A 22,782-nucleotide genomic window follows, 5' to 3' on the forward strand; every position below is an offset into this window, starting at 1 on the left:
TCCCGTCGAGTAAGAACTAGTCATTCGCTCGTAGTGAGTCTTGGGGGGCTAAAGGTAACTTTAGTCTTTAAGCGTAGACAGTTAGGTGACGGATTTGATTTACTGATTGTTCTATTCATCCCGTTAATCATTATAGGATGTAGTTTGTTGGGGCGGCGGATTCGGTTACTAAAAAAAGGGGCACTCATAAGAGTGTCTTTTTTCTCAATATAAGAACTCAAAGAATATGATATTATTTTAATGCAAATTCCCTTTTGTGCAATGAGATAGTAATGCCCAACAAAAAAACCACCTATTTCCGTAGGTGGGCCTTATCTTTATTACACAATATCAAAGTATACTCTCATTTTCTCGTGAATTTTATGTAATTATACATATTTGTAAAAATTACATGTAGTAAAATATAAATTGTGGATACGTTCTATAAAGCTGATTCTCCGATTAGAAGGTGTAACACATCTCAACCATATAGGTGTGGTGTGGCGTTGCTTTAATCTAGCCAAACAAACGATCTCGATTCTCTTGTATTTGTACACTAACAATCTGTTGAAAATAAATGATTCTGTTTTATAGGACGTGTTTACTTAATGTCCAATACATATTATTAAATTAAAGTGGTTCAAGTCGGAGGAAGGCACCTTAGGGTGTCTTTTCTTTATGGGTCTCATCACATCGTCATCAACTAAAAAAATATATAAAACCCCCAAAAAGGAATTTTATATATTTTCAATTTGAAGAGATCAATTTTCTCGTTTGAGGTATTTGTTTACCTTATCATGAGGAGAATAACGTATTTTACGCTATGTTTTTTGAAATATCAGTAAATTATTTGATGAATTAATAAGTTACCATATGATACCCATCAATATCCAAGTCAAATTTTCCTATCCAGTGTCCTTTCCACGCTCCCGTAGTACCCCTGTCCACTACCGCCCACATTTTAACGAAAATATATGTGAGAAAATTTTGACAAAAAAGCTGATTTTTACCCAGTTAAGAGTACATTGGCTCATTAATATTTAGCAGTAATTTCATATTCATGTGTGCATAAAGATCTTTCAGTTACCACTCCCTCTGATAGAATCCATTTTCATATATATTTCTACCATAAATTTGAAAATATAAGTGTGACAGCTTGATAATTCACTTCGAATGATTTATATTTATATCAAATGATAGATTTATCTATCAAAAATGACTTTGTACAGAGAAAGGAGTGATTGAGATTGTTAAACGCCACATTGATGGAAAGCCTTTAGGTGCAGCAGCATTGAAAAGATTGGGAAGAAATGAGTGAGCTTATAGAATAAAGAACGCTATAAATTAATGTAGTGTTTGATACCCTTGTATTGGATTATTTGGTAAAAACATCGAAACTCATTGAAATATATTCTCGTATAGTAACTACATTAATTTCAAGAGATAAATAATGAATTGAAAAATCTATTAGTTGTTATCGTATCTTGATGAAAAACGTAAAAATAGATAAGAGAAAATCCTGAAAAAACTGTTCAGAAAGTATGGTATGAAGGCAAGCCTAGTGAGGGGAATTCAAAAATTATTGGACAAAAGCGAGGTAAATAATATGACTTTTGAAGAAAAATTACAAGCATATGCGGAACTTACGGTGAAAATTGGTGTCAATATTCAACCAGGGCAATACTTATTAGTCAATACATCAGTGGATGCATTGGATTTCGTCCGTTTAGTTGTGAAAGAGGCCTATAAGACTGGAGCAGGGCGTGTTCATGTTAATTTTTCTGATGAGGAAATGGATCGTGCTTACTTTGATCATGCCTCAGATGAGGAATTTAATCATTTCCCAGAATGGATAGTCAAAATGAATGATGAGCTGATTGAACGTAAAGGTGCATTATTAATAATAGATGCTACAGACCCTGATAAATTTGCAGGTATTTCAGCTGATCGTCTAGCCACCTATCAAAAGGTATCAGGAGCTGCTCTAGGAAACAATCGCAACGCCGTAATGAAGGATTTAATAGCTTGGTCGATGGTAGCAGTTCCCTCATCAAAGTGGGCATCGAAGGTGTTCCCGAATTTAGCAGCTGAGGAGCAAGTAGCAGCATTATGGGAGGCTATTTTTAAAACTGTTCGTATCGGTGAAGACAATGCTATTGAAAAATGGCGTGAACATGTAACAAATCTAGAATCTCGTGCGGTCCTACTGAACAATAAAAAATATGCGAAGCTTCACTATACAGCACCAGGCACTGATTTAACAATTGCATTAGCACCAGAGCATAAATGGATTACTGGAGGTGGTAAAACGCCAGAAGATACTATCTTTATGGCTAATATGCCGACGGAAGAGGTTTATACGTTACCGATGAAACAAGGTGTCAATGGCTATGTAAGCAATACAAAACCATTAGTCTATCAAGGGAATATTATCGACGGCTTTAAACTGACATTTGAAGAAGGAAAAATTATTAAAGCTGAAGCACAGATAGGACATGATTTATTACAGGGGCTTATTAATGTGGATGAAGGCTCTTGCTATTTAGGTGAGATAGCACTTGTACCACATGAATCGCCAATTTCAGCATCGGGGATTTTATATTTTAATACATTGTTTGATGAAAATGCATCGAACCATTTAGCGATTGGTAAAGCTTATCCAACTTGTTTAGAGGATGGAAGGGATTTAGAAAACGATCAACTCGAAACATTAGGTGCAAATATTTCAGTAACACATGAGGACTTTATGATTGGCAGCAGTGAGATGGACATCGATGGTATTTTACCAGATGGAACTGTAGAGCCAATTTTCCGTAAAGGTAGCTGGGCATTTTAAGTTTTTAATTTGAAGAAGGAGTATATGAAACGATTATTAAGCATAATTGGTGCAACTATATAGGTGTTTCATCTGTTTTTGCTCAGATTGAAAATTACCTCTTTAATTAGAAGTAAAATGCATTCAAAGGAGATAGGCCAATGAATTTCTGGGAAGTCGTTTTGATAGTTGTGAATTTTAGTCTATTGAGTTGGATACTGTTAGTAGGCAGAGAAACGAAAAAGTGGTCTAAATTAGCTACTTTGGTTGCTGTTGTAATGGTTACAGTTCAGCTATTGGTAGAAGGTTTTAGATGGCAGATGATTCCGGCATATGCATCCCCAGTTATCTTGATTTTATGCTATCTATTAGCTGGGCGGAAAAAGGGCTTTAGAAGCCGGGGTATATTCATAGTTAAAACTTTGTTGTTGTGCATCTATTTGTCTGTAGCAGTTGCGCTACCCTTACTTATGCCAGTATTTTCATTTGAAGAACCAACTGGCCCACATAGGGTCGGTACGAAGCTATATCATTGGGTTGATCATCAAAGAAATGAAGCATATTCGCAAAATCCATCTGATCGACGCGAACTGATGGTGCAAATTTGGTATCCTGCAGCTGAAAAAAGCAAGGGGGATCAAGAACCTTATATTCGTAACATAAATGAACTCTCTAAGGGATTGGAAAAAACATTGTCCATTCCTGCATTTGCATTCAGCCACTTAGAATTGGTAAAATCTCATTCGTTTATGGATTTACAACTCTCAAACTCAGAGAATCATTATCCTATATTACTTTTCTCTCATGGTTTTAATGGTTTTCGTAATCAAAACACGTTTGAAGTTGAGGAGTTGGCTAGTCAAGGCTATATTGTTCTAAGTATCGATCATACCTTTGATACTGCAGCTACCGTCTTTCCAGATGGTCGAGTTGCTTACGTACAGCCCTTCAATTTAACTGATGACGCAGGGGATAGCCACATAAAATTATGGGAGGAAGATGTCACCTTTGTGCTTAATCAGATAGAGAAACTTAACCAAAACGATGAGACCGGTTTCTTTACAGGAAGGCTTGATACCACACGAATTGGAATGTTTGGGCACTCTTACGGTGGAGCTACCACAGCACAAATACTTACAAAAGATTCTCGCGTCAAAGCAGCTATCAATATGGATGGCGCTTTGTATGGGGAAATTTTACCTGAAAGTGGGATTGGAAAACCATTTCTGCTCATGAGTGCCGTAGAGCCTGATGAAGCAGATCCCGATAAAGTGACGGAGCGATATGGGCGTGGGCTAGCTGGCGGTGGTATGTCAATGGTCATTCCTCATACAGATCATACAAGCTTCACTGATTTACATTTGTTCTCCCCACTGTTGCAGGGCCCAGGTGAAAATCCAAAGGAAGTTCATCGCATTATTAACGAATTCAGCCTGGCATTTTTTGACCAGTATGTAAAGCAGAAGGATGACGGCTCAAACCTTAAAAGGCTTATGAGCAAATACCCGGAAGTTAATTTTAAAGTAAACCGATAACTTGATGCAGAAAGTAACTTCATTAAAAAATATTCAGTAATTAAATGAAGTACAAACGGATTCAATGTAAGCAGAAAAATTACGGTAATTATTAATTCGTCATGAAAAAATGCTGGAAAATTGGAAAGAAGGATAACCATATTAGTGAAAAATAGCTTGAAATACTCAGCTAAAGTGATTATTTTCTCTACTAAGAAAGCGACTTGTACCATTTTCTTTGGCTTTTGTATTTATTACATCAAAAAATTAATTTCTTCATCGTCATCTAAATAATGAAACATTCAAAGTACTATCAGTTTCAGTAATATATTTCTTTTGGAAAAGCTACATTCACCAGCTGGACACTTTGTTTGAGATTGTATATCATTATATCAAATGATATATTTATCTATCAAAAAATGACGACTTTATATAGAAAAAGGGAGAGATTGACGATGAAGAAAGACTTATCAACGTTAAAGGAAGCGAGATTTAACGCAATTCTTGATTCGGCTACTATATTGCTTGTTGAAAATCCTACAGCTTCAATGAATGAAATTGCGGAATATGCGGAAATTGGCATTGCGACACTCCATCGCTACGTCGAAAGCAGAGAGAAATTGATGCTATTCTTGGGCCATCGAGCTATACAATTGGTAAGTGATACCGTAAACCAGATTCCACTGAATGAGGATAGAAGCGAAAACTATATCCCAGAACTCATTGAAGCGTTAATCCCTTTAGGTGACAAAATCTATTTTCTAGGTCATGATGCATCTGTATTTAACAACAAAGAATTAGGTGAAGCCGAAGAGAAGCTGAGGGAACCCTTACGACGCGTTATTGAGCTGTTACAACAAAAAGGTTACTTTCAGCAAACAGTTAGCAGCGAATGGATTTTGAATACGCTTTATGCTCTGCTTTTCCATACTTGGGAACAGGTACATGAAGGAAATGTGGCTAAAAAATCTGCTGCAGAGCTTGTTTTAAATACATTTTATTATGGTTTCAAAGCTAAGGATGAGTCGAGAGGGAAGTGAAATGATACAAATCCATGATAATTAACAGCAATAATATAGAAAGCGAAAAGGAGTACTGGGAAATGAATAAAATCTCTATTGTAAAGGCTGTTTATCAATCCATGGTCGGTGCCCAGCTAAATGTAATGGCATTAGAATACATGGCATTTGCACTTGCAGGATCTGAGGAGAAGAACACAGTTGAAGGGACTTTTTGTAAGCTATGGCGGCAGGAGAACAACCGTTTCAGTCATCAATACGCTTATGAAGCTCAAATGGACGGGAAAACTTTAGGGATGATTACTTGCTATCCTGTACCCGTTTTAAATCGTCTTGCCTGGCCCACTTTTAAACAGCTGCTTTCATCCCGAAAGTTGGATTTTGTTGTTTATAACATTCGGAATATCAAACTGCTTTATTCCATGATTACCTTGAAGGAGGGAGAAGATGACGAGTTTCACATCGGAACAATCGCTTTATTGCCCGAAAGTCGTGGATTGGGGATAGGTACCAGACTACTTGAGTTTGCCGAGGAACAGGCTTCCCTGCAAGGCTTCGCCAAATGCTCTCTGACAGTAAAGAAAGAGAACCAACTTGCTATTAAATTGTATCAGAGGTTAGGCTACCAGATTACAAGTGAAATTAATAAACCAAAGTTATCGTTGTACAGAATGGTCAAAAACGTAGGACGTTACAACCTTTTATAAAAAAGTTCTAACGTATTAGGAGAGTACCAGGGGGTACGGCCACATCACTATTAAGCTAAGCTCATTCAATGTTAATTATAGTAGAGGCTGTTTCTTTCGAAATAGAGTAGATAAGTGATTAAAAGAAGCAGGCATTTATCCAAAGCGAGTGATAGAATTCGGTACAATTGAAGCAATTAATAGTTGTGTGAAGGCTAGAATGGGCATTGCTGTCATGGTCAAATCAATTTTGAAAGACCATGAGCAATCTTTAACCATGACTGATTCACCTGAGAAATATTCTAAAGTACCAACTTATTATATTATGAGAAAGGATGTATTTTTTTCTGCTGCTTTACAGAGATTTGTTGAGATGATAAAAGAAAAAACTATGTAACCTAATTTTGATTATTGAAGATTGTTTTAGTGCGGCATAAAATGTAGAACCCCACATCCATCAACTTAAAAAGTTTTTTACGACCCCAAATAAGATTTTTGTACATTTTTACCCAGAAATATCAATTTTACTGTTTTTGAGGTGTTTTTTTCACTAGCTTGATAGCGATGTGGCAGGACCCCATCACTATCAAGCTAAGATTAAATAAAAATCAATTAAACTAGACCTTTTTTCTGTTTTCTAAAAATTTAATATAAATAATTTGAAAATTCTTACTGTAAATTTAAAAATAGAAACAATCTCACCTGAAATTAAACGTATATAACCTTAGCTTGATGGGCATAGGGTCCTACCAACATAACGCGAATTTCGTACGCTAAGGATTTTCTAAGTTGAAAAACTTAAGTTTACTGCGAGTTAGGAGGGTTCCTTAAACGACCATTTTTGGTGTGAAAAGAATTTCTTTTTATTTATTGACTATGAAGTAACCACATAGTTTATAGTATAAATATTATTCCTTAATAGGAGGCAATATAATTAGATGGATAGCTATAAGTTAACTAAAAGTGATGTAATTAAGATTTTTAATACAACGAAAGAAACACTTCGATTCTATGAAGAAAAAGGATTAGTTCAGCCAAAGGTAGGTAAAAATAAGTATAGGCTTTATGGAGATGAAGAACTACAGAGAATTAGCCAAATCTTCTTTTGTAAAGATATAGGTTTTTCAATTGAAGAAATTGATTTAGTAATAAATAAGAGAAAAACAATAAACAATATAAATATCTTACAGAACAAAAAAGGTGAAATTGAAACTGAAATTTATCGATATATGGAAATGCAAAAGAAAATTACTAGGCTCCTCGATCTCCTACAAAATAGAAGTAAAAACTTCAATGAAATTCAGAGTGTCTATTTTGAGGAAAGAAAATATTATCACATCAAAGGAGAAGATTTTAATAGTGTAAAATCCTTTTTTGATAAATTTCGTTCTATTTTTAAGCAAGGTGAATTTTTTCAAGAACAATTTATAACAATGTGTCCTATTAAGAATTTATTCAATGATGATCTGGGACTATCAGTTTATTATCCTGTTTTGAATGATACAGAGATAGAGCATGTTGATATTCTTAGTATACCTGCAGGTAATTATCTTTGTGTTGATTACGTATGTACAGAAGAACATATGGATGAAGTACGACATCAAATATATACAAATATTACAGACTATATAGAGAGAAATGGTTTACAGTTTAGAACATGTAATGTAATTGAAACAGATTTACATGAATTGAATCTGTTTTATTCAGAGGGACAGATAATTATGAATATGCAGATTCCTGTTGAAGAAAAATCAAAACACAAAAAGAAGTAAGCATTTAGATATTCAACACTATTTACAAGGAAGGCGTAAAAATCGGCTCGGTAAAAAAATGTTCGCATTTTACAAACTATAATCGACGATTAAATACAAAAATACATTGCTAGTAGAATATAAAGCATGAAAAGCATGCATTTCGATAGGACGGAGCACTGAAAAGTGGAATTAATTTTACATTATGCGGGGGTTAATTTAAACGATAAATATTTTGGAATGTTACATATAGAAAAATCTAAATAGTCATTCAAAAAAACTGTGCATAAAAACCTGCATTATAACAAGTTTTTAGCACAGTTTTTTTATTTTATGCCTCTCATTAAAACTTGGATCTTTGGGGCCATAAAATATAAAATTACACTTAAAATGATTGAAAGGCCACCAATTGCACCGAAATAAATAATTTCTGTTTCAGGATTATATAATCGAACTAGTTGAGCATTTATAGCTAGTGCAGCTGCACTAGTTAAGAACCACAAACTCATTGTGTAAGCAGAGAAGGCAGCTGGTGCTAATTTGGTTGTAATTGATAAACCTACAGGTGATAAACAAAGTTCCCCAATTACTACTAACAGGAAGCTAATCGCTAACCACATAGGGCTTACAAGGGATTCTGTACCATGGATATATGCAGGAATAATCATAACTAAGAAGGATAAACCAGCAAATAATAAACCAATAGCAAATTTATTAGCCGTACTTGGTTGACGTGAATTAAGCTTTATCCATAACCAAGCAAAGTGCTAACAAAACAATATAAATGGGGTTTAATGATTGAAACCATGAAGATTGAAGTTCAATCCCGTCCAATTTTAATTGAGTACGCTGATCAGCATATGAAGCTAAAATGATAGCTCCTTGTTCTTGAATGGCCCAAAACATTGTAGTAGCTATAAATAATGGTATGTAAGCAATTAAACGAGACTTTTCAATTTTTGTAGTTTTCGGGCTACGATACATAAAAATAAGGTAATCAGTTAGAATGAGAATACCTAAGATACTTACTAATAAAGTGAATCTATTAATAGTTAAAATACCTGTTGGTATCTTTAAAACCCTATATAATAATGTTGCAGAAATGTGAATTGCTGATTCTAAAACACCGGCATTTAAAGCTGAAAAAGAATTAAGAGAAGCGGTGAAATAATTATACATAGTAAAAAAGGATTTGATATTCATATCAGATCCTTTTTTCATTATTGGTTTTGTATAATTGCTCATCGAGGCTACTTAACCAAGGTTTAGAAACTAGATATTTTTCAGGTACTACAATCTAAAAATAATACTTTTCTTTGTTGGTGGTATTCACTTTTCCTAGCTTAACGGATATGGGTGCACTATAGCATAAAAAGAAAATTAGCTGTTTAGTATCAATACAATCTTGGTCCTTTAAGGAAACCAAATTAGAGAGCAACATTTCAAAGAGTATCCTGTGATATAACTAAGTAGAATTTTAAACAAGGGGATGATGAGATGAATAAATTGAAGGGGAAAGTTGCATTAGTAACAGGGGCTAGTAGGGGAATAGGACGAAGTATTGCCTTACATTTGGCACAGGCTGGTGCGTTAGTTGTAGTTCACTATAGTAAAAGAAAAGAAGAAGCAGAAAGTATAGTGGATAAAATTAAACAAGATGGCGGTGCCGCATTTGCAATCAGTGCAGATTTAAGTACTTTAAACGGCATTAATAACTTGTATTTAATGATGGATCAATCTCTTCAAAAACATATAGGTAATACTACATTTGATATTCTTGTAAACAATGCTGGAATTGGGCAGATTTTAACGTTAGAGGAATCTACAGAGGAGTCTTTTGATGAGGTTATGAATATTAATGTTAAGGCTCCATTTTTCATTATTCAAAAGGCTTTGCCACGTTTAAAAGATGGAGGACGCATAATCAATATTTCATCATTTGTTACACGTGTAGCCACCCCAAGTGTTTTTGCCTACAGTATATCTAAGGGGGCAATTAATACACTCACTCATACTTTAGCACAACAACTTGGTGCTCGTGGTATTACAGTGAATGCAATTCTCCCGGGTATAATTAATACAGAAATGAACGCTGAGACATTAGGTAATAAAGATGGCCAAAAATATGCTGCAGGTTTATCGACTTTTAATAGGTGGGGAGAGCCTAATGATATAGCTGATATTGTAGGTTTTCTTTCTTCATCAGACAGCCGTTGGATAACTGGTGAGTTAATTGATGCAAGTGGGGGATCTTGCTTATAATGCTAGAGAAAAAGCCGGCTTAAATAGAGTTGGATTTGCAATTTTATTTTTTACTTGTTAAATAACCGAACTACGCACCATTTATTAGCTCTTACAAAAGCCATCTTGAAACGAGTCCAAGTATTGATAGTCAATCAAGGTAGAGAACCAATTATGCTGTAGTAGGATTAATGGTAAATGCAATGAATATGCACAATTTCATATGTAAATAGGTACTTTTTGTTAACTCTTTCACAGGGAACGAAATGTATGAAATTAGTATGATAGAATCAATTTGTATTTAATATAAAGGGGATGATTGAATGCTAAAAAGAATAATCCTAGGGGTTTCGTCATTAGTAGTGGGAGCAACAGTTGGCATAGCGACAGATGTATCTGCGGCACCTGCACCACCATTAACGTCATTAAATGTAGTAAAAGTTGAATCTCAATTAGGCGGAGTTGAATTTATCGGTCCAAACAATTTTAGTACAGTTAAAGATCATGGAGGAAGCTATTTATACATTTATACAAATGAAATGGGATATGGTAGAAATCCGATTGCTCAAATGAGTGGTCAAAAACTAAAAAAAGTAGATTCTAAGATGATTGATATTAATGGTGATAGAACAGTTGATGGATGGGAATATAAATGGGATGCTTCGGGACAACAAAATGGACAATTCAAATATCAAAACACATCTACAAATGCACCTTGGAATACATTATCTACTTCATTAAATATTAAATAAGCTAACAGAAGAATTTAATGTTAATTTTTGGTCGGCTGCAATATTTAATGTTTAGGTAATTAAAGGAGTCTACGTTTCTTGTGGGCTCTTTTAATCTATTAAAAAGACACGTGCAAATTGATAAGCTATTTTATCTAATTATCACGATGTATGTTTACATAATGTTATTTCCGTAAATAAATTTATAGTTAATAGCGTGAGTAATTAAGGGAATAAATCTATTGAAAAATAATGAAATATTAAAGGAGTCTTTCAGCATAAAAATCTAAGACTATATATTTATGAATTTTTATAATGTTTTTAGCCAACATTTAGTCACAAATCATACGATATTCTTACTAAATACTATAATTTAATTAGTAATAGTAGTGAAAAAAACATTAAACATAACTAGGTATTATAGCTAATGTTATTTTTTTACATAATTTGTTTAATAGTATGTACATCATTATTATTCAATGTAACTAAAATAATTTAAAAGGAGATAGGAAGTTATGTTTAAAGAAAAAACAAATAGAAGACTAAAAAAGATTGTTATAATTACTGCGGCTTGCACCATGATGTCAATGTATGGAGCACCAATTTCTAGTACAGAGGCAGCAATCCGATCTCATGCTCCATCGGTTTATGTAACACCACAAAATACTGCTGCTTCAGATATCATTAGCGTAGACTGGTCACCAGTCCAAACAGCACCTTATACGTATTGGGCTGTGCATAACTGGAATCAGGGGGGAGAGGGTGGTGGTTATGCTGGCTTCCAACAACAAAGTGGCTTTGATCAAACCGGTAAACGTACTCTTCATTTTGCGCTTTGGGATCCAATAGCATCAAACCAAGCAATAAAAGCTGAATATTTATCGCCGACTTCAGAAGCCAGTAGATTTGGTGGAGAAGGAACAGGTCTGAAGGTACAAACAACTTATAATTGGAAAGATAGTGAATGGTACCGAATGACTCTACGTTCTTGGCAAGAAGATGGCCATACAAAGTTTGGCCAATGGATAAAAGATAATAAATTAAATCAATGGAAGTTAGTTGCTATTATGGATCATCCAGTTGCGAATGTTGCATTTAACTATGGTCTATCGATGTTTCAAGAGGATTGGGCTGGTAATGGGCAAGATGTAAGAGAAGCACGCCTTAAAAATGGATACAGCAGAAAAGTTTCAGATAAACAATGGAATTCTTGGAATAATCAGCGTATCTCTGGGCAACATGATACGTCCTATCAATACGATGGAGGTGCAACTTCAGAATATCTCTGGGTTAAGGCAGGAGGAAATACTCAATCAACTATTGGTTCTGGAAAAAATTTCAATGTAAATCAGCCTAGTCAACCAGAAATGGGAATTTTAGATTTTGATCTTCAAAATATTCGCTTTGAAGATCAGAAATTAAATGTTTCTTGGCAATTGAAAGAACAAAGTACTCCACAATTTAAAGGGAAAATTGAAATCTATGACAATGAAAAGTTAATGGGGCAACCTTTGAAAGTAATTGATAATATTAAGTCCTACCAAACTGAGGTAAGTCAAACTATGCAATTGCCTCAAACGGCTTTTGCTAAAATTACATTAACAGACATATTTGATCGAACTGTAGAGAAAAAAGTAGGAATTACAAATGGAAATTCTGATATTTTAGTAGGGACCCAATTTGCATGGTCCCTAAAGGGATATAGTGATCGAGAAATTGCAAAAGTAGATTATAATAAAACAGCAGAAGAGTTGAAAATCAAATTAGAAGCTGGTGTACCGCATTCTTACTTCAATAGCACATATGCAAGTATTAAGGTCCAAAACGCATCTGGTAGCGTATTATACAATAAGGAAATCGTGGGGAATAGACAACAAAATACCGAAAGCCAAACTGTGTCTGTAAAAGTGGGGGATTACATTGAATTAACTCATATAGAAGGAGACGCAGTAAAGGAAAAGACACGCGCAACATTAACGAATCTTCAAAATAACAAAAATGAGACTATTGGAAAGACAGCAAGGTATCTGGTTAGTAAAGAGGGATTAAAGAAAGTTGAAAAAATGCCAGAGACAACAATTCTAGATGGAAAACAATTTGCATGGTCATTAAAAGGATATAGTGATCGAGAAATTGCAAAAGTAGATTATAATAAAACAGCAGAAGAGCTGAAAATCAAATTAGAAGCTGGTGTACCGCATTCTTACTTCAATAGTACATATGCAAGTATTAAGGTCCAAGGCTCATCCGGTAGCGTTATGTATAATAAGGAAATCATGGGAAATAGACAACAAAATGCTGAAACCCAAACAGTACCTATAAAAGTGGGAGATTATATAGAATTTACTCATATAGAAGGGGAAGCAGTAAAGGAAAAAACTCGAGCGACTTTAACGAATCTTGAGAATGGAAAACAGGAATATATAGGTAAGAAAAGAATATATCAGGTCACATCCACTGGATTATTAAGACAATAGATGTATTAGAAAGTTGGGGGCATCCCCAACTTTTTCTATAGAAATGGAAGAATAACAGTTTTTGTAACATCAAATGGCCAATACTTCTCAAAATACATAAAAAGCGTCACAATACTGCGATGGAAGAAAAATAGAGAAAATTTGAATTGTCAAAAAACTGTGCAAGTTTTTGAAACAATCAAGAGTGTTTCACATCATGGCATCGTTCAGATTCTGAGTCAGTTAGATGTAACTGTTATTAATCCTGTTCTTCAAAAACAAGATTTAGTGGAATTCCTCTTGCGAAATGGCACCAACACAGATATATCAAAGTATCTTATCGAACAAACGACGGATTTAAATCACGGTAGATAAATACTGTGTTTTTTAATAAGTTTGGCAATTTTAATGTTAACTATAAGTTGATTCAATACCATTGACCAATTGGGGAATATGGCTGCCATTCCATTTGTTTTTGGGTTCTTTTACAGCCCTTCTCCAACGAAAAAGCCCATCGCCTTTAGGTATGGGATGAAAGTGAGGTTGGATACGGAGTGCTACTAAATAACCGCAAGGTTTGTGGCACTTTAGGTATCCAAAGTGTGGATATCCATTACGACGATTTTCCTGTTCTTTTCACTTTTTGAGTTTAAATCTAAACCAAGAAGGTGATTCATTTCTCCTTGAACCATTGCCTCAAACATAGATCCAACAACGTCTTTCAAAGCCTCTTACATATCTTCAACAGTTTCCGATTGATAAGCTTTTAAAATTGATTGAACTAAATTTACGGATTTTGGATCTCTTTTCTATCTAACAATAAGTGTAACCACTCCCTTATAGTAATTTTAAAAAAGGAAAAACCGTGAAGCAGCCCTCTATCTAGGATAGTAGGTTATTTACACGGTTTATATTACACTCTCCAATAATCGATTATTATTTATTCGTAGCTTTTAAAGTATCTAAGACTATTTTGGTTGCTTCTGCAATAAATTTATCATCGTATTCAGCATCCTCTTTATCATGATTAGAAAGTATTGCAAGAACAATTGGCTTTTTATTTGGTGGCCAAATAATTGCAATATCATTCCTTGTCCCATAAGATCCTGCACCTGTTTTATCAGCAACTTCCCATCCTTTTGGTACGCCTGCACGAATTAATTTATCCCCAGTTGTGTTTCTCTTCATCCAATCTACTAATAGTTCACGTTTCTCAGATGGTAGTACAGTTCCTAATGTAAAAGATTGAAGCGTCTTAGCGATTGCTTCTGGTGTACTTGTATCATGTGTTTCTCCTGGATTTACTTCATTTAATTCAGGTTCAAATCTCTCGGAATTAGTAACAGTATCACCAATTTCCCTCAATATTTTTTCAAATGCGGATGGACCACCTAACTTTTTAAGAATTAAATTATGTGCCGTACTGTCACTATATCGAACAGAAGCATCTGCAAGTTCTTTTAACGTCATTCCTGTATCCAAATGCTTTTCAGTAATTGGATTATAATTAGAAAAGTCTTCTCGCTTATACGTAATCCTTTCATCAAGAGCTTCTATTGAGTTCTGACGTAAAAGAACTCCCGCTGCTAATGATTTAGATGTAGAGGCAAATGCAAAACGATCATTTGCATGGTAAGAAACGGTTTGATTCGTACCTGTGTCCAGTGCATAAATACCAAGCTTAGCATTATATTCTTTTTCAAGTTTTGCAAAAGAATGGTTATCTGTATTTTTTTGTTTGATTTGATCCGTTTGTTTCGTTTGTTTAGGTAATTCAGATTGCGTATTACTATTGGAACAGCCTATAAGTGTTACACATGAAAGCAATGCTACAGGTACAATCTTTTTGTAATGTGAAATGGTAAAAAACTTGTCTAAAATGAACATTAATTTTCAACCTCTTTCAAGAATATATGGATTTTGTCTAGGTATTCTAAATACCGATGTAATTAAAGAGAGTATAGGGTAGCCGTGCTTCTACAGCTGAAATCTTACAGTTTACAGCACTTCTAAAACGTTTTAAGAAGTGATAAGTAACTATTTAAGGTGTTTTTTCTCTACCTGCAATGATTTACTCGTAAAAATAGTAAACTGCTAATCCCTAAACGTAGTCTTCAAATACCCACCTTTTTTACATCCTTTTACTTTTCAAAACAATATGTCCTTTCATATTTTTGTAAAATACAAAAATATGTTTCCAATGAAATAAATGGTATTAAATTTGGACTACTATTTTTAGGAATACACGTAATAGACATTCTAAGTAATGCATTTGTTCCATTTTTAGATGAGGAAGAACAGGTTAATCAGTAAAGAATAACAATGAATTGTAATCAAAAACGATATAGTTATTTATTTCGGAAAATTAACTTGTATATGAAAGTCTCTTTTTGCTTTTTTTACAAAAAAGAACCATACTTGCAGGCTTAATAAATTGTATTTTCAGAAACATTGCAAGTGTGTAAGAAAAATGAAAGGTAATTCAATATGAGAACGGCAACCTTACTATTACAATGAAAAACAGAAACATGCTTAAAAATCCTGAGGTACGATAACAAGTTATTTTAGTGCCTAATACATTCGAACAAGTATGACAGCTTAAATAAGAAAAACTGAAAAAATTATTAATGAGTAGTACATTACTCGTATTTTAAATAAGTCAAAATGTTGGCGGGCATTAGTTATCAAATCTCATTCTTGTCGATAAAATTGGAGGGAATTTCTCATATGAAAATAGTAGAAGTAAAAGAACTTAGAAAAGAATACACCGGAAATGTTTCACATACAGCACTTTCAAATATTAATTTAACCATAACAGAGGGAGAATTTGTTGGGGTTATGGGACCGTCGGGTAGTGGAAAAACAACGTTATTGAATATGATATCTACTATTGACTCGCCAACATCAGGTAGTGTATTCATTAATAGTAAAAATCCGTATCAGCTTTCAGTCAATGATTTGGCTTTATTTCGCAGACAGGAATTAGGGTTCGTCTTTCAATCTTTTAACCTGCTGCATACATTAACAGTAAAGGAGAATATGGTTCTTCCGCTTGTATTAGAGGGTATGAATGTGAAAAGAATAAATAAACGAGTAGAATCTATTTCTGAAAAATTAGGTATTAACGAAATTTTAAATAAACGAACATATGAAATATCAGGAGGACAAGCGCAGCGAACAGCGATAGCCCGTGCACTCATTCACTCTCCTAAATTAGTTCTTGCCGATGAACCGACAGGGAACTTAGACTCTAAATCCTCTCAAGATGTAATGGAGATATTAACACTATTAAATAAAGAAGAAAAGGCAACAATGATGTTAGTAACGCATGATCCAGTTGCTGCTAGTTACTGTGATCGCATTATATTTATTAAAGATGGACAGTTATACAATGAAGTTTGCTGCAGCGGTGATCGCGCACTATTTTATAAAAATATTGTGGACAGTCTTTCTAGGTTAGGAGGTAATAAAAATGACATTTCGACAGCTCGCATTTAATAATGTTATACGGAATAAACGAATATATCTTGGGCATTTTTTTAGTAGCACATTTGCAGTAATGATTTTCTTCACTTATGGTTTACTTGTCTTTCATCCAAACCTACAAGGCGAACTGACTCATGTAAGCACTATAATGAGTACGTTTGGGAAGATAGGATTTCAACTATCATATTACTTAATCTTTGTCTTTTCATTCTTATTTATTTTCTATTCAGTTAGTGCCTTTTTAAAAAATAGAAAAAAAGAGTTTGGATTATTAATGTTACATGGAATGTCTCATCGGCAGCTTCATCAATTAATTTTTTTCGAAAACATGTTGATTGGAATCCCTTCTATACTGGTAGGAATTGGGCTTGGGATGGTTATTTCTAAATTGTTTTTACTAGTTACTGGGTCCTTATTGGGAGTAGGGCATAGGTTAGCATTTTACTTTCCATTAAAGGCTATGGGAATAACAGCTATCTCCTTTTTTGTTCTATTTCTACTTATTTCATTATTTACATCGAAAATGATGAAAATAAATGAGCTTGTAGAACTCATAAAATCAGAGGAAAAACCAAAAGCTGAGCCGAAAGTTTCCGTCTGGATATCCATGTTGGTACTTATTTTATTTGGGGCAGGTTACTCCTGTGTTCACCACAGTATTGTTGCAGTGAATTACATGGATTTAGATCAATTATTACTACTTGTAGGGGTAGGTGTCTTATTAATTGTTTTTGGAACCTATTTTTTCTTTAATCAATTGTGTGTATATGTGTTATATACTTTAAAAAATAGAGAAACTACATTCTTTAAAAGAACCAATCTTCTTGTTATTTCAGAATTGATGTATCGAATGAAAGATAATGCGAGAACATTCTTTATCGTTACAATTATATCTGCTGTTTCTTTTACAGCAATTGGAGTTTGTACAGCTATTGGAAATCCAGAACTAGCAAAACATGAGACCCCATATGCATTTACGTATCGATCGGATAAGGGGAATATACAAGAAAAAGCCCATATTGAAGAGATAAAGAAGCAATTAAAAGAATATGGATTTTCTTATAAACTTGTTGCAATAGAATTTAAAAGGACACTAAACGGATTGGCGTTAATTAATCTATCTATGTATAATGAATATGCAAAACAATTAGGGTATGAAATAGAGAAATTAACAAATGAAAATGATAGCATTGCTGTACGACTAAATAAGAACGAGAAAAGTGCGGGGGATATAAAAACTCTTGAAATAATACATGGTCAAATAGAGGTTCCACTTTCTGTGCAAAAAACAATTTATATCCCAGAATTATCGTTAATAGAAAAGCCTGTTATTGTCTCTGATGCTGTTTATAATAAGGTCCAAAATGCTCAACAAGAAAACGTACTCCGAGATTACACCATATATGGTTTTATCGTTGGAAATTGGTCTGAAACGAATGCAGTTTCTACTAAACTTATGAAGATTATTGGTAAGAATCAAGATGATTATTATATGTTTTCATCTTTGTATTTAAGATGGCTTGAATTGAAACAACAAAACGGATTACTTTCTATCTCAAGTGTAATGGTGGGTATTGTATTTTTCGTATTTACGCTAAGCTTTTTATATTTCCGTCTATTTACTGATTTAGAACGTGATCAAGAGCAATATCAAATGATTTCAAAATTAGGATTAAGCCAAAGTGAGTTAAAGCAAATCGTGACAAGACAAATGATGCTACTATTTTTCTTACCGATTATAGTGGCTATGGTTCATAGTAGTTTTGCATTTCTAACGTTTCATCAATTAGGACAAACAGTAAGTAAAGAAATGTCCGTTATTCAAAGTTCAATTGTTGTATTAATAAGCTTTATTTGTATTCAAATTATTTACTTCCTTATTATTAGAAATCACTATTTAAAACGCATATATACAAAAATGTATTCATAGAAAAAGAATGTATAAAAATATAAGTAAAAGCATCCTTATATTGTAAGGATGCTTTTGTATTTACTTCAGTACAGAAGGCATCGTCTTTTCTAACCAAACAATGCCATCATATTGTTCTGTCGGAATCATGATTTCTTCTTTATCTTTTATTCCCCAATAACTTGCTGCAGTAGGAGTAAACATCCATGAAGTTTCTGGTCAGTTACTTTCTTCCTCTAGGTTAACAAAAATATGGGGACTTCCCACCGTACTGATAATTTTTTCAACGCTTTGTTCTTCATGTTCATTATTTACAGGAATAGTATTTTCATATAGTTTATTAATATGTACTTGTAGGAACGGAAAAATTGAATATATTTAAATATGAATAGAAGTATTATAGAGAAATGCTATTAAAGAAAGGAATTTTATAGAATGGGAAATGTATTAGATGTAAAAAGAATAATAGTCACAATAGTGGCTATTATTGCAATCGCAATTGGGTATTTTATGTTTCAATCAATTACTTCACCGGCTAGAGCAGTAGCCAGCCAAGTGAATGCAGTACATCTTGCAGGTGAACAATCGAAGGTGAAGATGAATAAGGCTGTACCAGATCAATTTAATGGTCAAGTGAGGAAAATTGCTTATCTTACATTTGATGATGGTCCAGGAAAATATACAGCTGAATTATTAAATATATTAAAACAAAATGATACGAAAGCAACTTTTTTCTTAATTGGTGCAAATGTAAAGCAGTATCCGGATTTAGTAAAACGTGAAAAAGCAGAAGGGCACTATGTAGGTATGCATAGTATGACACACAATTCCAAGAAGTTATATACAAATGGCGAGTATGTCAATGAAATGAAAGAAGACCAGGGGTTAATAGCAAATATTATTGGTGAATCGCCAAAACTAACACGCCCTCCATATGGTTCTTCTCCTGGATTAAATGAAGCACTTCGTAATAAGGTTGTAGAAAGTGGTTTAAGAGTTTGGGATTGGACGATAGATACTTCAGACTGGAGATATGGTAACATGCCAGTGGATGCTGCTGCGGAAAAAATTGCTGAAAGTGTAATTACAGGTGCAACAAAATCCAAAGAGATTATTTTAATGCATGATATTCATCCACAATCTATTGCAGCGATACCAGCAATAATAGAAGGGTTAAAAGCAAAAGGTTATGAATTTGAAGCATATCATGAAGATGAGCATTTTTCGTTAAACTTTTGGCATGATAATCGTATATAGCATAGGAAGAAATGAAGTTGACTTATAAAAAAGGGTTCTGTTGCAAATATTTCAAAAACACTTGTAGAATTCGAGTTTTCTTGCAAGTTTTTTGAAAATGCAGGTGTAATATCTCGTTATAATTCTTTGTCAAATGTTTGTAATTTATCTTGAATTATGTGATTCATAAAAAACGTTATTCTTTCTAATCTAGCTTATTTAGAAAGAATAACGTTTTTTGGTAATTAGGCGTAGTTAATATTCTAAAGTTGATGGATGTGGTGTTACCTCAAATATAATTATTTTATTTGAAGGTCTCTTTTAAATTTTTATCAAATCCTTTCATAGGTTTATATACAAGGACGTGTAGTGATAAACCTATCACTGCAATAATGTTTAAAATGATACTTATAATCATTAAAGACCATTCTATAACTGGAGATAAGTATCCGTTCGTACTTAATGTGGAAGAACTTACACCTAGTATTAAAATCACTATTAGTAAAGGTAAGTTTTTAACCAATTTGAACCCTCCTTAAACACGATATATTTATATTATAATAAAATGTGTTGTGTAATTAATATAAGATAGTTATATATGGGGATTTAATATGTATTTTCGCTTTGAGGGTACCAATTTTTTTAGCTTGATAGCGATGTGGCGGTACCCCATTAATAGAAAACTACTGCAAGAGTTATAGTTTTATGTTTTCATTTCCCTTTTGGCATTTATCTTTTAATCAGATGAATGCTTTTTTAGTACATAATAAAAAAATAACCAAAAAAACTGTCACAAAATCCGTTTTTCTGGTTTCTCTATAGTACAGGCATCAAATTGAAAGTGAGGTTTAAACTAACATGTTAACCATAGAAAATGAAGAAAGTCATGCTTCTGATATGCCTTTTGAAGATTTATTTAAGCAGTACTATGCTGATGCTGTGAAACAGATTATATGGATTGTTAAAGATCAATCTATCGCTGAAGAGTTAGCACAAGAAGTATTTTTACAATTATATCGTAGCGACTGGAAAGTAATTGAAAACATACCTGGATGGTTGATTAAATCTTCTACTTATGTAGCTTATAACCATTTGCGATCTGAAAAAAGGCAACAAGCGAAGATTGATAAAGAAATACAATACCATGAAGTACAAAATGTTTCATCATTAGACGATGATTGGATAAGAAAAGAGGAAATTACAAAGGTACAAACGATACTAAATAAAATGAATGATCGAGAACGAACCCTTTTACTAATGAAATTCTCTGGTTTTCAATATAAAGAAATTGCAGAAATACTTCAAATTGAAATATCTTCTATTGGAACATTATTGGTCCGAGCCAAAATGAAATTTCGCAAGATTTATAAACAAATGGAGGAGGCATAACAAATGAAATGTTATGATATCGGATTTATTCAAACATATATTGATGGAGAACTTTCTCATGATATAAGAAAGGGATTCACAAAGCACCTAGATACATGTGAAGCATGCCAAGATTTATTAGTAGAAATCAGCAAATTAAATCAATGGGAAAGCGTAATGCTAGATGAAGAATCTGCAAATTCACCACAAGAAATCAAAATTGATATAGAACAAGCATGGAAAACATTTGAAAGTCGTTCCAAACTAGACAATGTTTCTAATATAAATCACAAAAAACAACAGAAGAAGGGACTCTTTACAAACATGGGTAAAAAATCAAAACGTTTCATGTATACAGCAGTAGCTGCAGCATCACTTTTCACAACAGCAATGATTCCACAAGTACAAGTAGCGGCTACAAATGTTGCTTCATATTTTTCTGATGCAATTACAAATGATAAAGTTGTAAATGAAGGAATACAAGATGAAAATGGTGTCACACAAGATATGATGAAGAATGGTAAATATATTCCTATTGATGAAAAAATTACAGATCAAGGTATTACTGTACATTTCAAAGAATTATATATCGCAGATTCGCGTATATCAGTTCATTATAGAATGGAAAAAGCTGACGGAAGTTTAGTGCCATTTGAATTTGATACATCAGGATTAGAGCTCGAAAGTGATGGTAAAATTAATGGGCAACAAGAGGAAAACCCTGAGATTAAACATGAAGGGAGACTATCATTTATCCATGATTCAGATGACCGTCTTCCTTTTGAACTTATGGTAGCAGGTAAAAAATTAAATGATGTAGGCATTCGTGATAATGATAAACCCGAGGGTGTTGCTACATTTGTTATAGTTACTGGAGGAAAAGACGATTTTAAACAGCCCCTTACTTTAGATGTAAATATAAATAGAATTGGAAAAGTAATTGGATCTTGGAAAGGTGAAATTCAAATTGATACTTCACATCTGAAAAATAATACTAATTAAAATGAAAAAAAGAATAGAACAATATGTATCTAATGCTCAGTTTATATGTTTTCTTGTTTTCGTTACATTCATTTCTTATATAGTTTTTACTGTATATTTTATTTATGATTTAAGTTTATAACCTTAAATTAATCATTTAAGACCATTACAAGAAAAACCTCCCTAAAAAAAGTAGGAAAATAAATAACCGGTCCCTTAACGTATAAGGAATCGGTTATTTTGTATCTAAAATGTGTCTAAACTTACAATTTTCTTTTTTGATATGGTGCCCCATGCCCATCAACTTAAGAATTTAGAACTCCACCAAAAAATTATGAGTTTTTTGTTACGAGTTATCACAAAATTCCGTTTTTGGAGTAGTTTTATTTTCTTAGATTGATTGCGATGAGCGGTACCCCATAAAGACCCCTGATACATAATTGATGTTCTGCCATTTGTAGAAAACAATCCACTTATACCATTTTAACAAGAAGAAATATCTCGTCCATGTTGTAATATTGGCTTACGTTAAGCTTGTGAAAAAATCATATTCATGTATAATACAATTGATGTATGATACATTAGTTGTAGGAGGGTGACCTTTTTGAAA

General features: G+C 33.3%; 17 protein-coding genes and 4 pseudogenes. 16 read left to right on the top strand and 5 right to left on the bottom strand.

All coding sequences use genetic code 11. The features are described 5' to 3' along the window. Positions 1 to 33: 33 nt before the first annotated feature. The 7 genes and pseudogenes from PDL00_RS34950 (at position 34) to PDL00_RS32190 (ending at position 7,785) form a co-directional block, all read left to right on the top strand. Positions 34 to 213 (top strand): YjcZ family sporulation protein, encoded by a 180-nt coding sequence (locus tag PDL00_RS34950; RefSeq protein ID WP_442868354.1) that lies wholly within the window; start codon positions 34 to 36, stop codon positions 211 to 213. Between the two features lie 1,372 nt (positions 214 to 1,585). Continuing rightward, positions 1,586 to 2,815 carry an aminopeptidase gene (locus PDL00_RS32165; protein WP_270733609.1) on the top strand — a complete coding sequence of 410 codons (1,230 nt, stop codon included), beginning with the start codon at positions 1,586 to 1,588 and terminating at the stop codon, positions 2,813 to 2,815. A gap of 140 nt (positions 2,816 to 2,955) precedes the next feature. After that, complete coding sequence (locus tag PDL00_RS32170; RefSeq protein WP_270733610.1) at positions 2,956 to 4,329, top strand: alpha/beta hydrolase family protein; 1,374 nt, start codon at positions 2,956 to 2,958, stop codon at positions 4,327 to 4,329. A 434-nt stretch (positions 4,330 to 4,763) separates the two neighbouring features. Continuing rightward, complete coding sequence (locus PDL00_RS32175) at positions 4,764 to 5,348, top strand: TetR/AcrR family transcriptional regulator (RefSeq protein WP_270733611.1); 585 nt, start codon at positions 4,764 to 4,766, stop codon at positions 5,346 to 5,348. A gap of 62 nt (positions 5,349 to 5,410) precedes the next feature. After that, positions 5,411 to 6,034 (top strand): GNAT family N-acetyltransferase, encoded by a 624-nt coding sequence (locus tag PDL00_RS32180; protein WP_270733612.1) that lies wholly within the window; start codon positions 5,411 to 5,413, stop codon positions 6,032 to 6,034. 130 nt (positions 6,035 to 6,164) lie between these two features. Beyond that, positions 6,165 to 6,410: pseudogene (locus PDL00_RS32185) on the top strand (LysR substrate-binding domain-containing protein); the annotation flags it as partial. A 541-nt stretch (positions 6,411 to 6,951) separates the two neighbouring features. After that, complete coding sequence (locus PDL00_RS32190; RefSeq protein ID WP_270733613.1) at positions 6,952 to 7,785, top strand: MerR family transcriptional regulator; 834 nt, start codon at positions 6,952 to 6,954, stop codon at positions 7,783 to 7,785. Positions 7,786 to 8,090: 305 nt separating this feature from the next. Here the strand turns inward: PDL00_RS32190 and PDL00_RS32195 are convergent. Beyond that, positions 8,091 to 8,853: pseudogene (locus PDL00_RS32195) on the bottom strand (peptide MFS transporter); the annotation flags it as partial. Between the two features lie 408 nt (positions 8,854 to 9,261). Here PDL00_RS32195 and PDL00_RS32200 point away from each other — a divergent pair. The 4 genes from PDL00_RS32200 to PDL00_RS32215 all read left to right on the top strand — a co-directional run bounded on the left by PDL00_RS32200 (position 9,262) and on the right by PDL00_RS32215 (position 13,567). Beyond that, entirely contained in the window at positions 9,262 to 10,026 is a 765-nt protein-coding gene (locus tag PDL00_RS32200) for an SDR family oxidoreductase (RefSeq protein ID WP_270733615.1), read from the top strand. 302 nt (positions 10,027 to 10,328) lie between these two features. Then, positions 10,329 to 10,757, top strand: a complete 429-nt coding sequence (locus tag PDL00_RS32205; RefSeq protein WP_270733618.1) for a DUF4879 domain-containing protein — start codon at positions 10,329 to 10,331, stop codon at positions 10,755 to 10,757. 494 nt (positions 10,758 to 11,251) lie between these two features. After that, entirely contained in the window at positions 11,252 to 13,213 is a 1,962-nt protein-coding gene (locus PDL00_RS32210; RefSeq protein WP_270733619.1) for a DUF3472 domain-containing protein, read from the top strand. A 141-nt stretch (positions 13,214 to 13,354) separates the two neighbouring features. Next, a complete protein-coding gene (locus PDL00_RS32215) occupies positions 13,355 to 13,567 on the top strand; it encodes a hypothetical protein (RefSeq protein WP_270733621.1) in 213 nt (70 codons plus the stop codon). Positions 13,568 to 13,798: 231 nt separating this feature from the next. Here the strand turns inward: PDL00_RS32215 and PDL00_RS34955 are convergent. Beyond that, a pseudogene (locus PDL00_RS34955) lies at positions 13,799 to 13,965 on the bottom strand (IS256 family transposase); the annotation flags it as partial. A gap of 163 nt (positions 13,966 to 14,128) precedes the next feature. Continuing rightward, positions 14,129 to 15,079 (bottom strand): class A beta-lactamase BlaIII, encoded by a 951-nt coding sequence (gene blaIII, locus PDL00_RS32220; protein WP_270733623.1) that lies wholly within the window; start codon positions 15,077 to 15,079, stop codon positions 14,129 to 14,131. Positions 15,080 to 15,919: 840 nt separating this feature from the next. Between blaIII and PDL00_RS32225 the strand changes: the two genes are divergently transcribed. Both PDL00_RS32225 and PDL00_RS32230 read left to right on the top strand, forming a co-directional pair. Then, positions 15,920 to 16,690 carry an ABC transporter ATP-binding protein gene (locus tag PDL00_RS32225; RefSeq protein ID WP_270733625.1) on the top strand — a complete coding sequence of 257 codons (771 nt, stop codon included), beginning with the start codon at positions 15,920 to 15,922 and terminating at the stop codon, positions 16,688 to 16,690. After that, a complete protein-coding gene (locus PDL00_RS32230; RefSeq protein ID WP_270733627.1) occupies positions 16,665 to 18,608 on the top strand; it encodes an ABC transporter permease in 1,944 nt (647 codons plus the stop codon). Before PDL00_RS32225 ends, PDL00_RS32230 begins: the two co-directional genes overlap by 26 nt. A gap of 60 nt (positions 18,609 to 18,668) precedes the next feature. Here the strand turns inward: PDL00_RS32230 and PDL00_RS32235 are convergent. Then, positions 18,669 to 18,917, bottom strand: a pseudogene (locus PDL00_RS32235) (erythromycin esterase family protein); the annotation flags it as partial. 105 nt (positions 18,918 to 19,022) lie between these two features. Here PDL00_RS32235 and PDL00_RS32240 point away from each other — a divergent pair. Then, on the top strand, positions 19,023 to 19,844 hold the full coding sequence (locus PDL00_RS32240; RefSeq protein WP_270733628.1) for a peptidoglycan-N-acetylglucosamine deacetylase: 822 nt from the start codon (positions 19,023 to 19,025) through the stop codon (positions 19,842 to 19,844). Positions 19,845 to 20,127: 283 nt separating this feature from the next. Here the strand turns inward: PDL00_RS32240 and PDL00_RS32245 are convergent, their stop codons facing one another. Beyond that, the gene (locus PDL00_RS32245; RefSeq protein WP_270733630.1) at positions 20,128 to 20,346 is read right to left on the bottom strand and encodes a hypothetical protein; all 219 of its coding nucleotides are present in this window, start codon (positions 20,344 to 20,346) and stop codon (positions 20,128 to 20,130) included. Between the two features lie 335 nt (positions 20,347 to 20,681). Between PDL00_RS32245 and PDL00_RS32250 the strand changes: the two genes are divergently transcribed. After that, positions 20,682 to 21,212 carry an RNA polymerase sigma factor SigX gene (locus PDL00_RS32250; RefSeq protein WP_270733632.1) on the top strand — a complete coding sequence of 177 codons (531 nt, stop codon included), beginning with the start codon at positions 20,682 to 20,684 and terminating at the stop codon, positions 21,210 to 21,212. A 3-nt stretch (positions 21,213 to 21,215) separates the two neighbouring features. Then, positions 21,216 to 22,193 carry a DUF4179 domain-containing protein gene (locus tag PDL00_RS32255; protein WP_270733634.1) on the top strand — a complete coding sequence of 326 codons (978 nt, stop codon included), beginning with the start codon at positions 21,216 to 21,218 and terminating at the stop codon, positions 22,191 to 22,193. Positions 22,194 to 22,782 lie beyond the last annotated feature (589 nt).

The sequence above is a fragment of the Bacillus cereus group sp. TH152-1LC genome (genome assembly GCF_027710505.1).
In the GTDB taxonomy this organism is placed as follows: Bacteria; Bacillota; Bacilli; order Bacillales; family Bacillaceae_G; genus Bacillus_A; species Bacillus_A mobilis.

Bases quoted from the DNA above. Each gene is read 5' to 3' on its own strand.
- PDL00_RS32165 (WP_270733609.1), top strand. From the start codon at position 1,586: ATGACTTTTGAAGAAAAATTACAAGCATATGCGGAACTTACGGTGAAA.
- PDL00_RS32170 (WP_270733610.1), top strand. From the start codon at position 2,956: ATGAATTTCTGGGAAGTCGTTTTGATAGTTGTGAATTTTAGTCTATTG.
- PDL00_RS32175 (WP_270733611.1), top strand. From the start codon at position 4,764: ATGAAGAAAGACTTATCAACGTTAAAGGAAGCGAGATTTAACGCAATT.
- PDL00_RS32180 (WP_270733612.1), top strand. From the start codon at position 5,411: ATGAATAAAATCTCTATTGTAAAGGCTGTTTATCAATCCATGGTCGGT.
- PDL00_RS32190 (WP_270733613.1), top strand. From the start codon at position 6,952: ATGGATAGCTATAAGTTAACTAAAAGTGATGTAATTAAGATTTTTAAT.
- PDL00_RS32200 (WP_270733615.1), top strand. From the start codon at position 9,262: ATGAATAAATTGAAGGGGAAAGTTGCATTAGTAACAGGGGCTAGTAGG.
- PDL00_RS32205 (WP_270733618.1), top strand. From the start codon at position 10,329: ATGCTAAAAAGAATAATCCTAGGGGTTTCGTCATTAGTAGTGGGAGCA.
- PDL00_RS32210 (WP_270733619.1), top strand. From the start codon at position 11,252: ATGTTTAAAGAAAAAACAAATAGAAGACTAAAAAAGATTGTTATAATT.
- blaIII (WP_270733623.1), bottom strand. From the start codon at position 15,079: ATGTTCATTTTAGACAAGTTTTTTACCATTTCACATTACAAAAAGATT.
- PDL00_RS32225 (WP_270733625.1), top strand. From the start codon at position 15,920: ATGAAAATAGTAGAAGTAAAAGAACTTAGAAAAGAATACACCGGAAAT.
- PDL00_RS32230 (WP_270733627.1), top strand. From the start codon at position 16,665: ATGACATTTCGACAGCTCGCATTTAATAATGTTATACGGAATAAACGA.
- PDL00_RS32240 (WP_270733628.1), top strand. From the start codon at position 19,023: ATGGGAAATGTATTAGATGTAAAAAGAATAATAGTCACAATAGTGGCT.
- PDL00_RS32250 (WP_270733632.1), top strand. From the start codon at position 20,682: ATGTTAACCATAGAAAATGAAGAAAGTCATGCTTCTGATATGCCTTTT.
- PDL00_RS32255 (WP_270733634.1), top strand. From the start codon at position 21,216: ATGAAATGTTATGATATCGGATTTATTCAAACATATATTGATGGAGAA.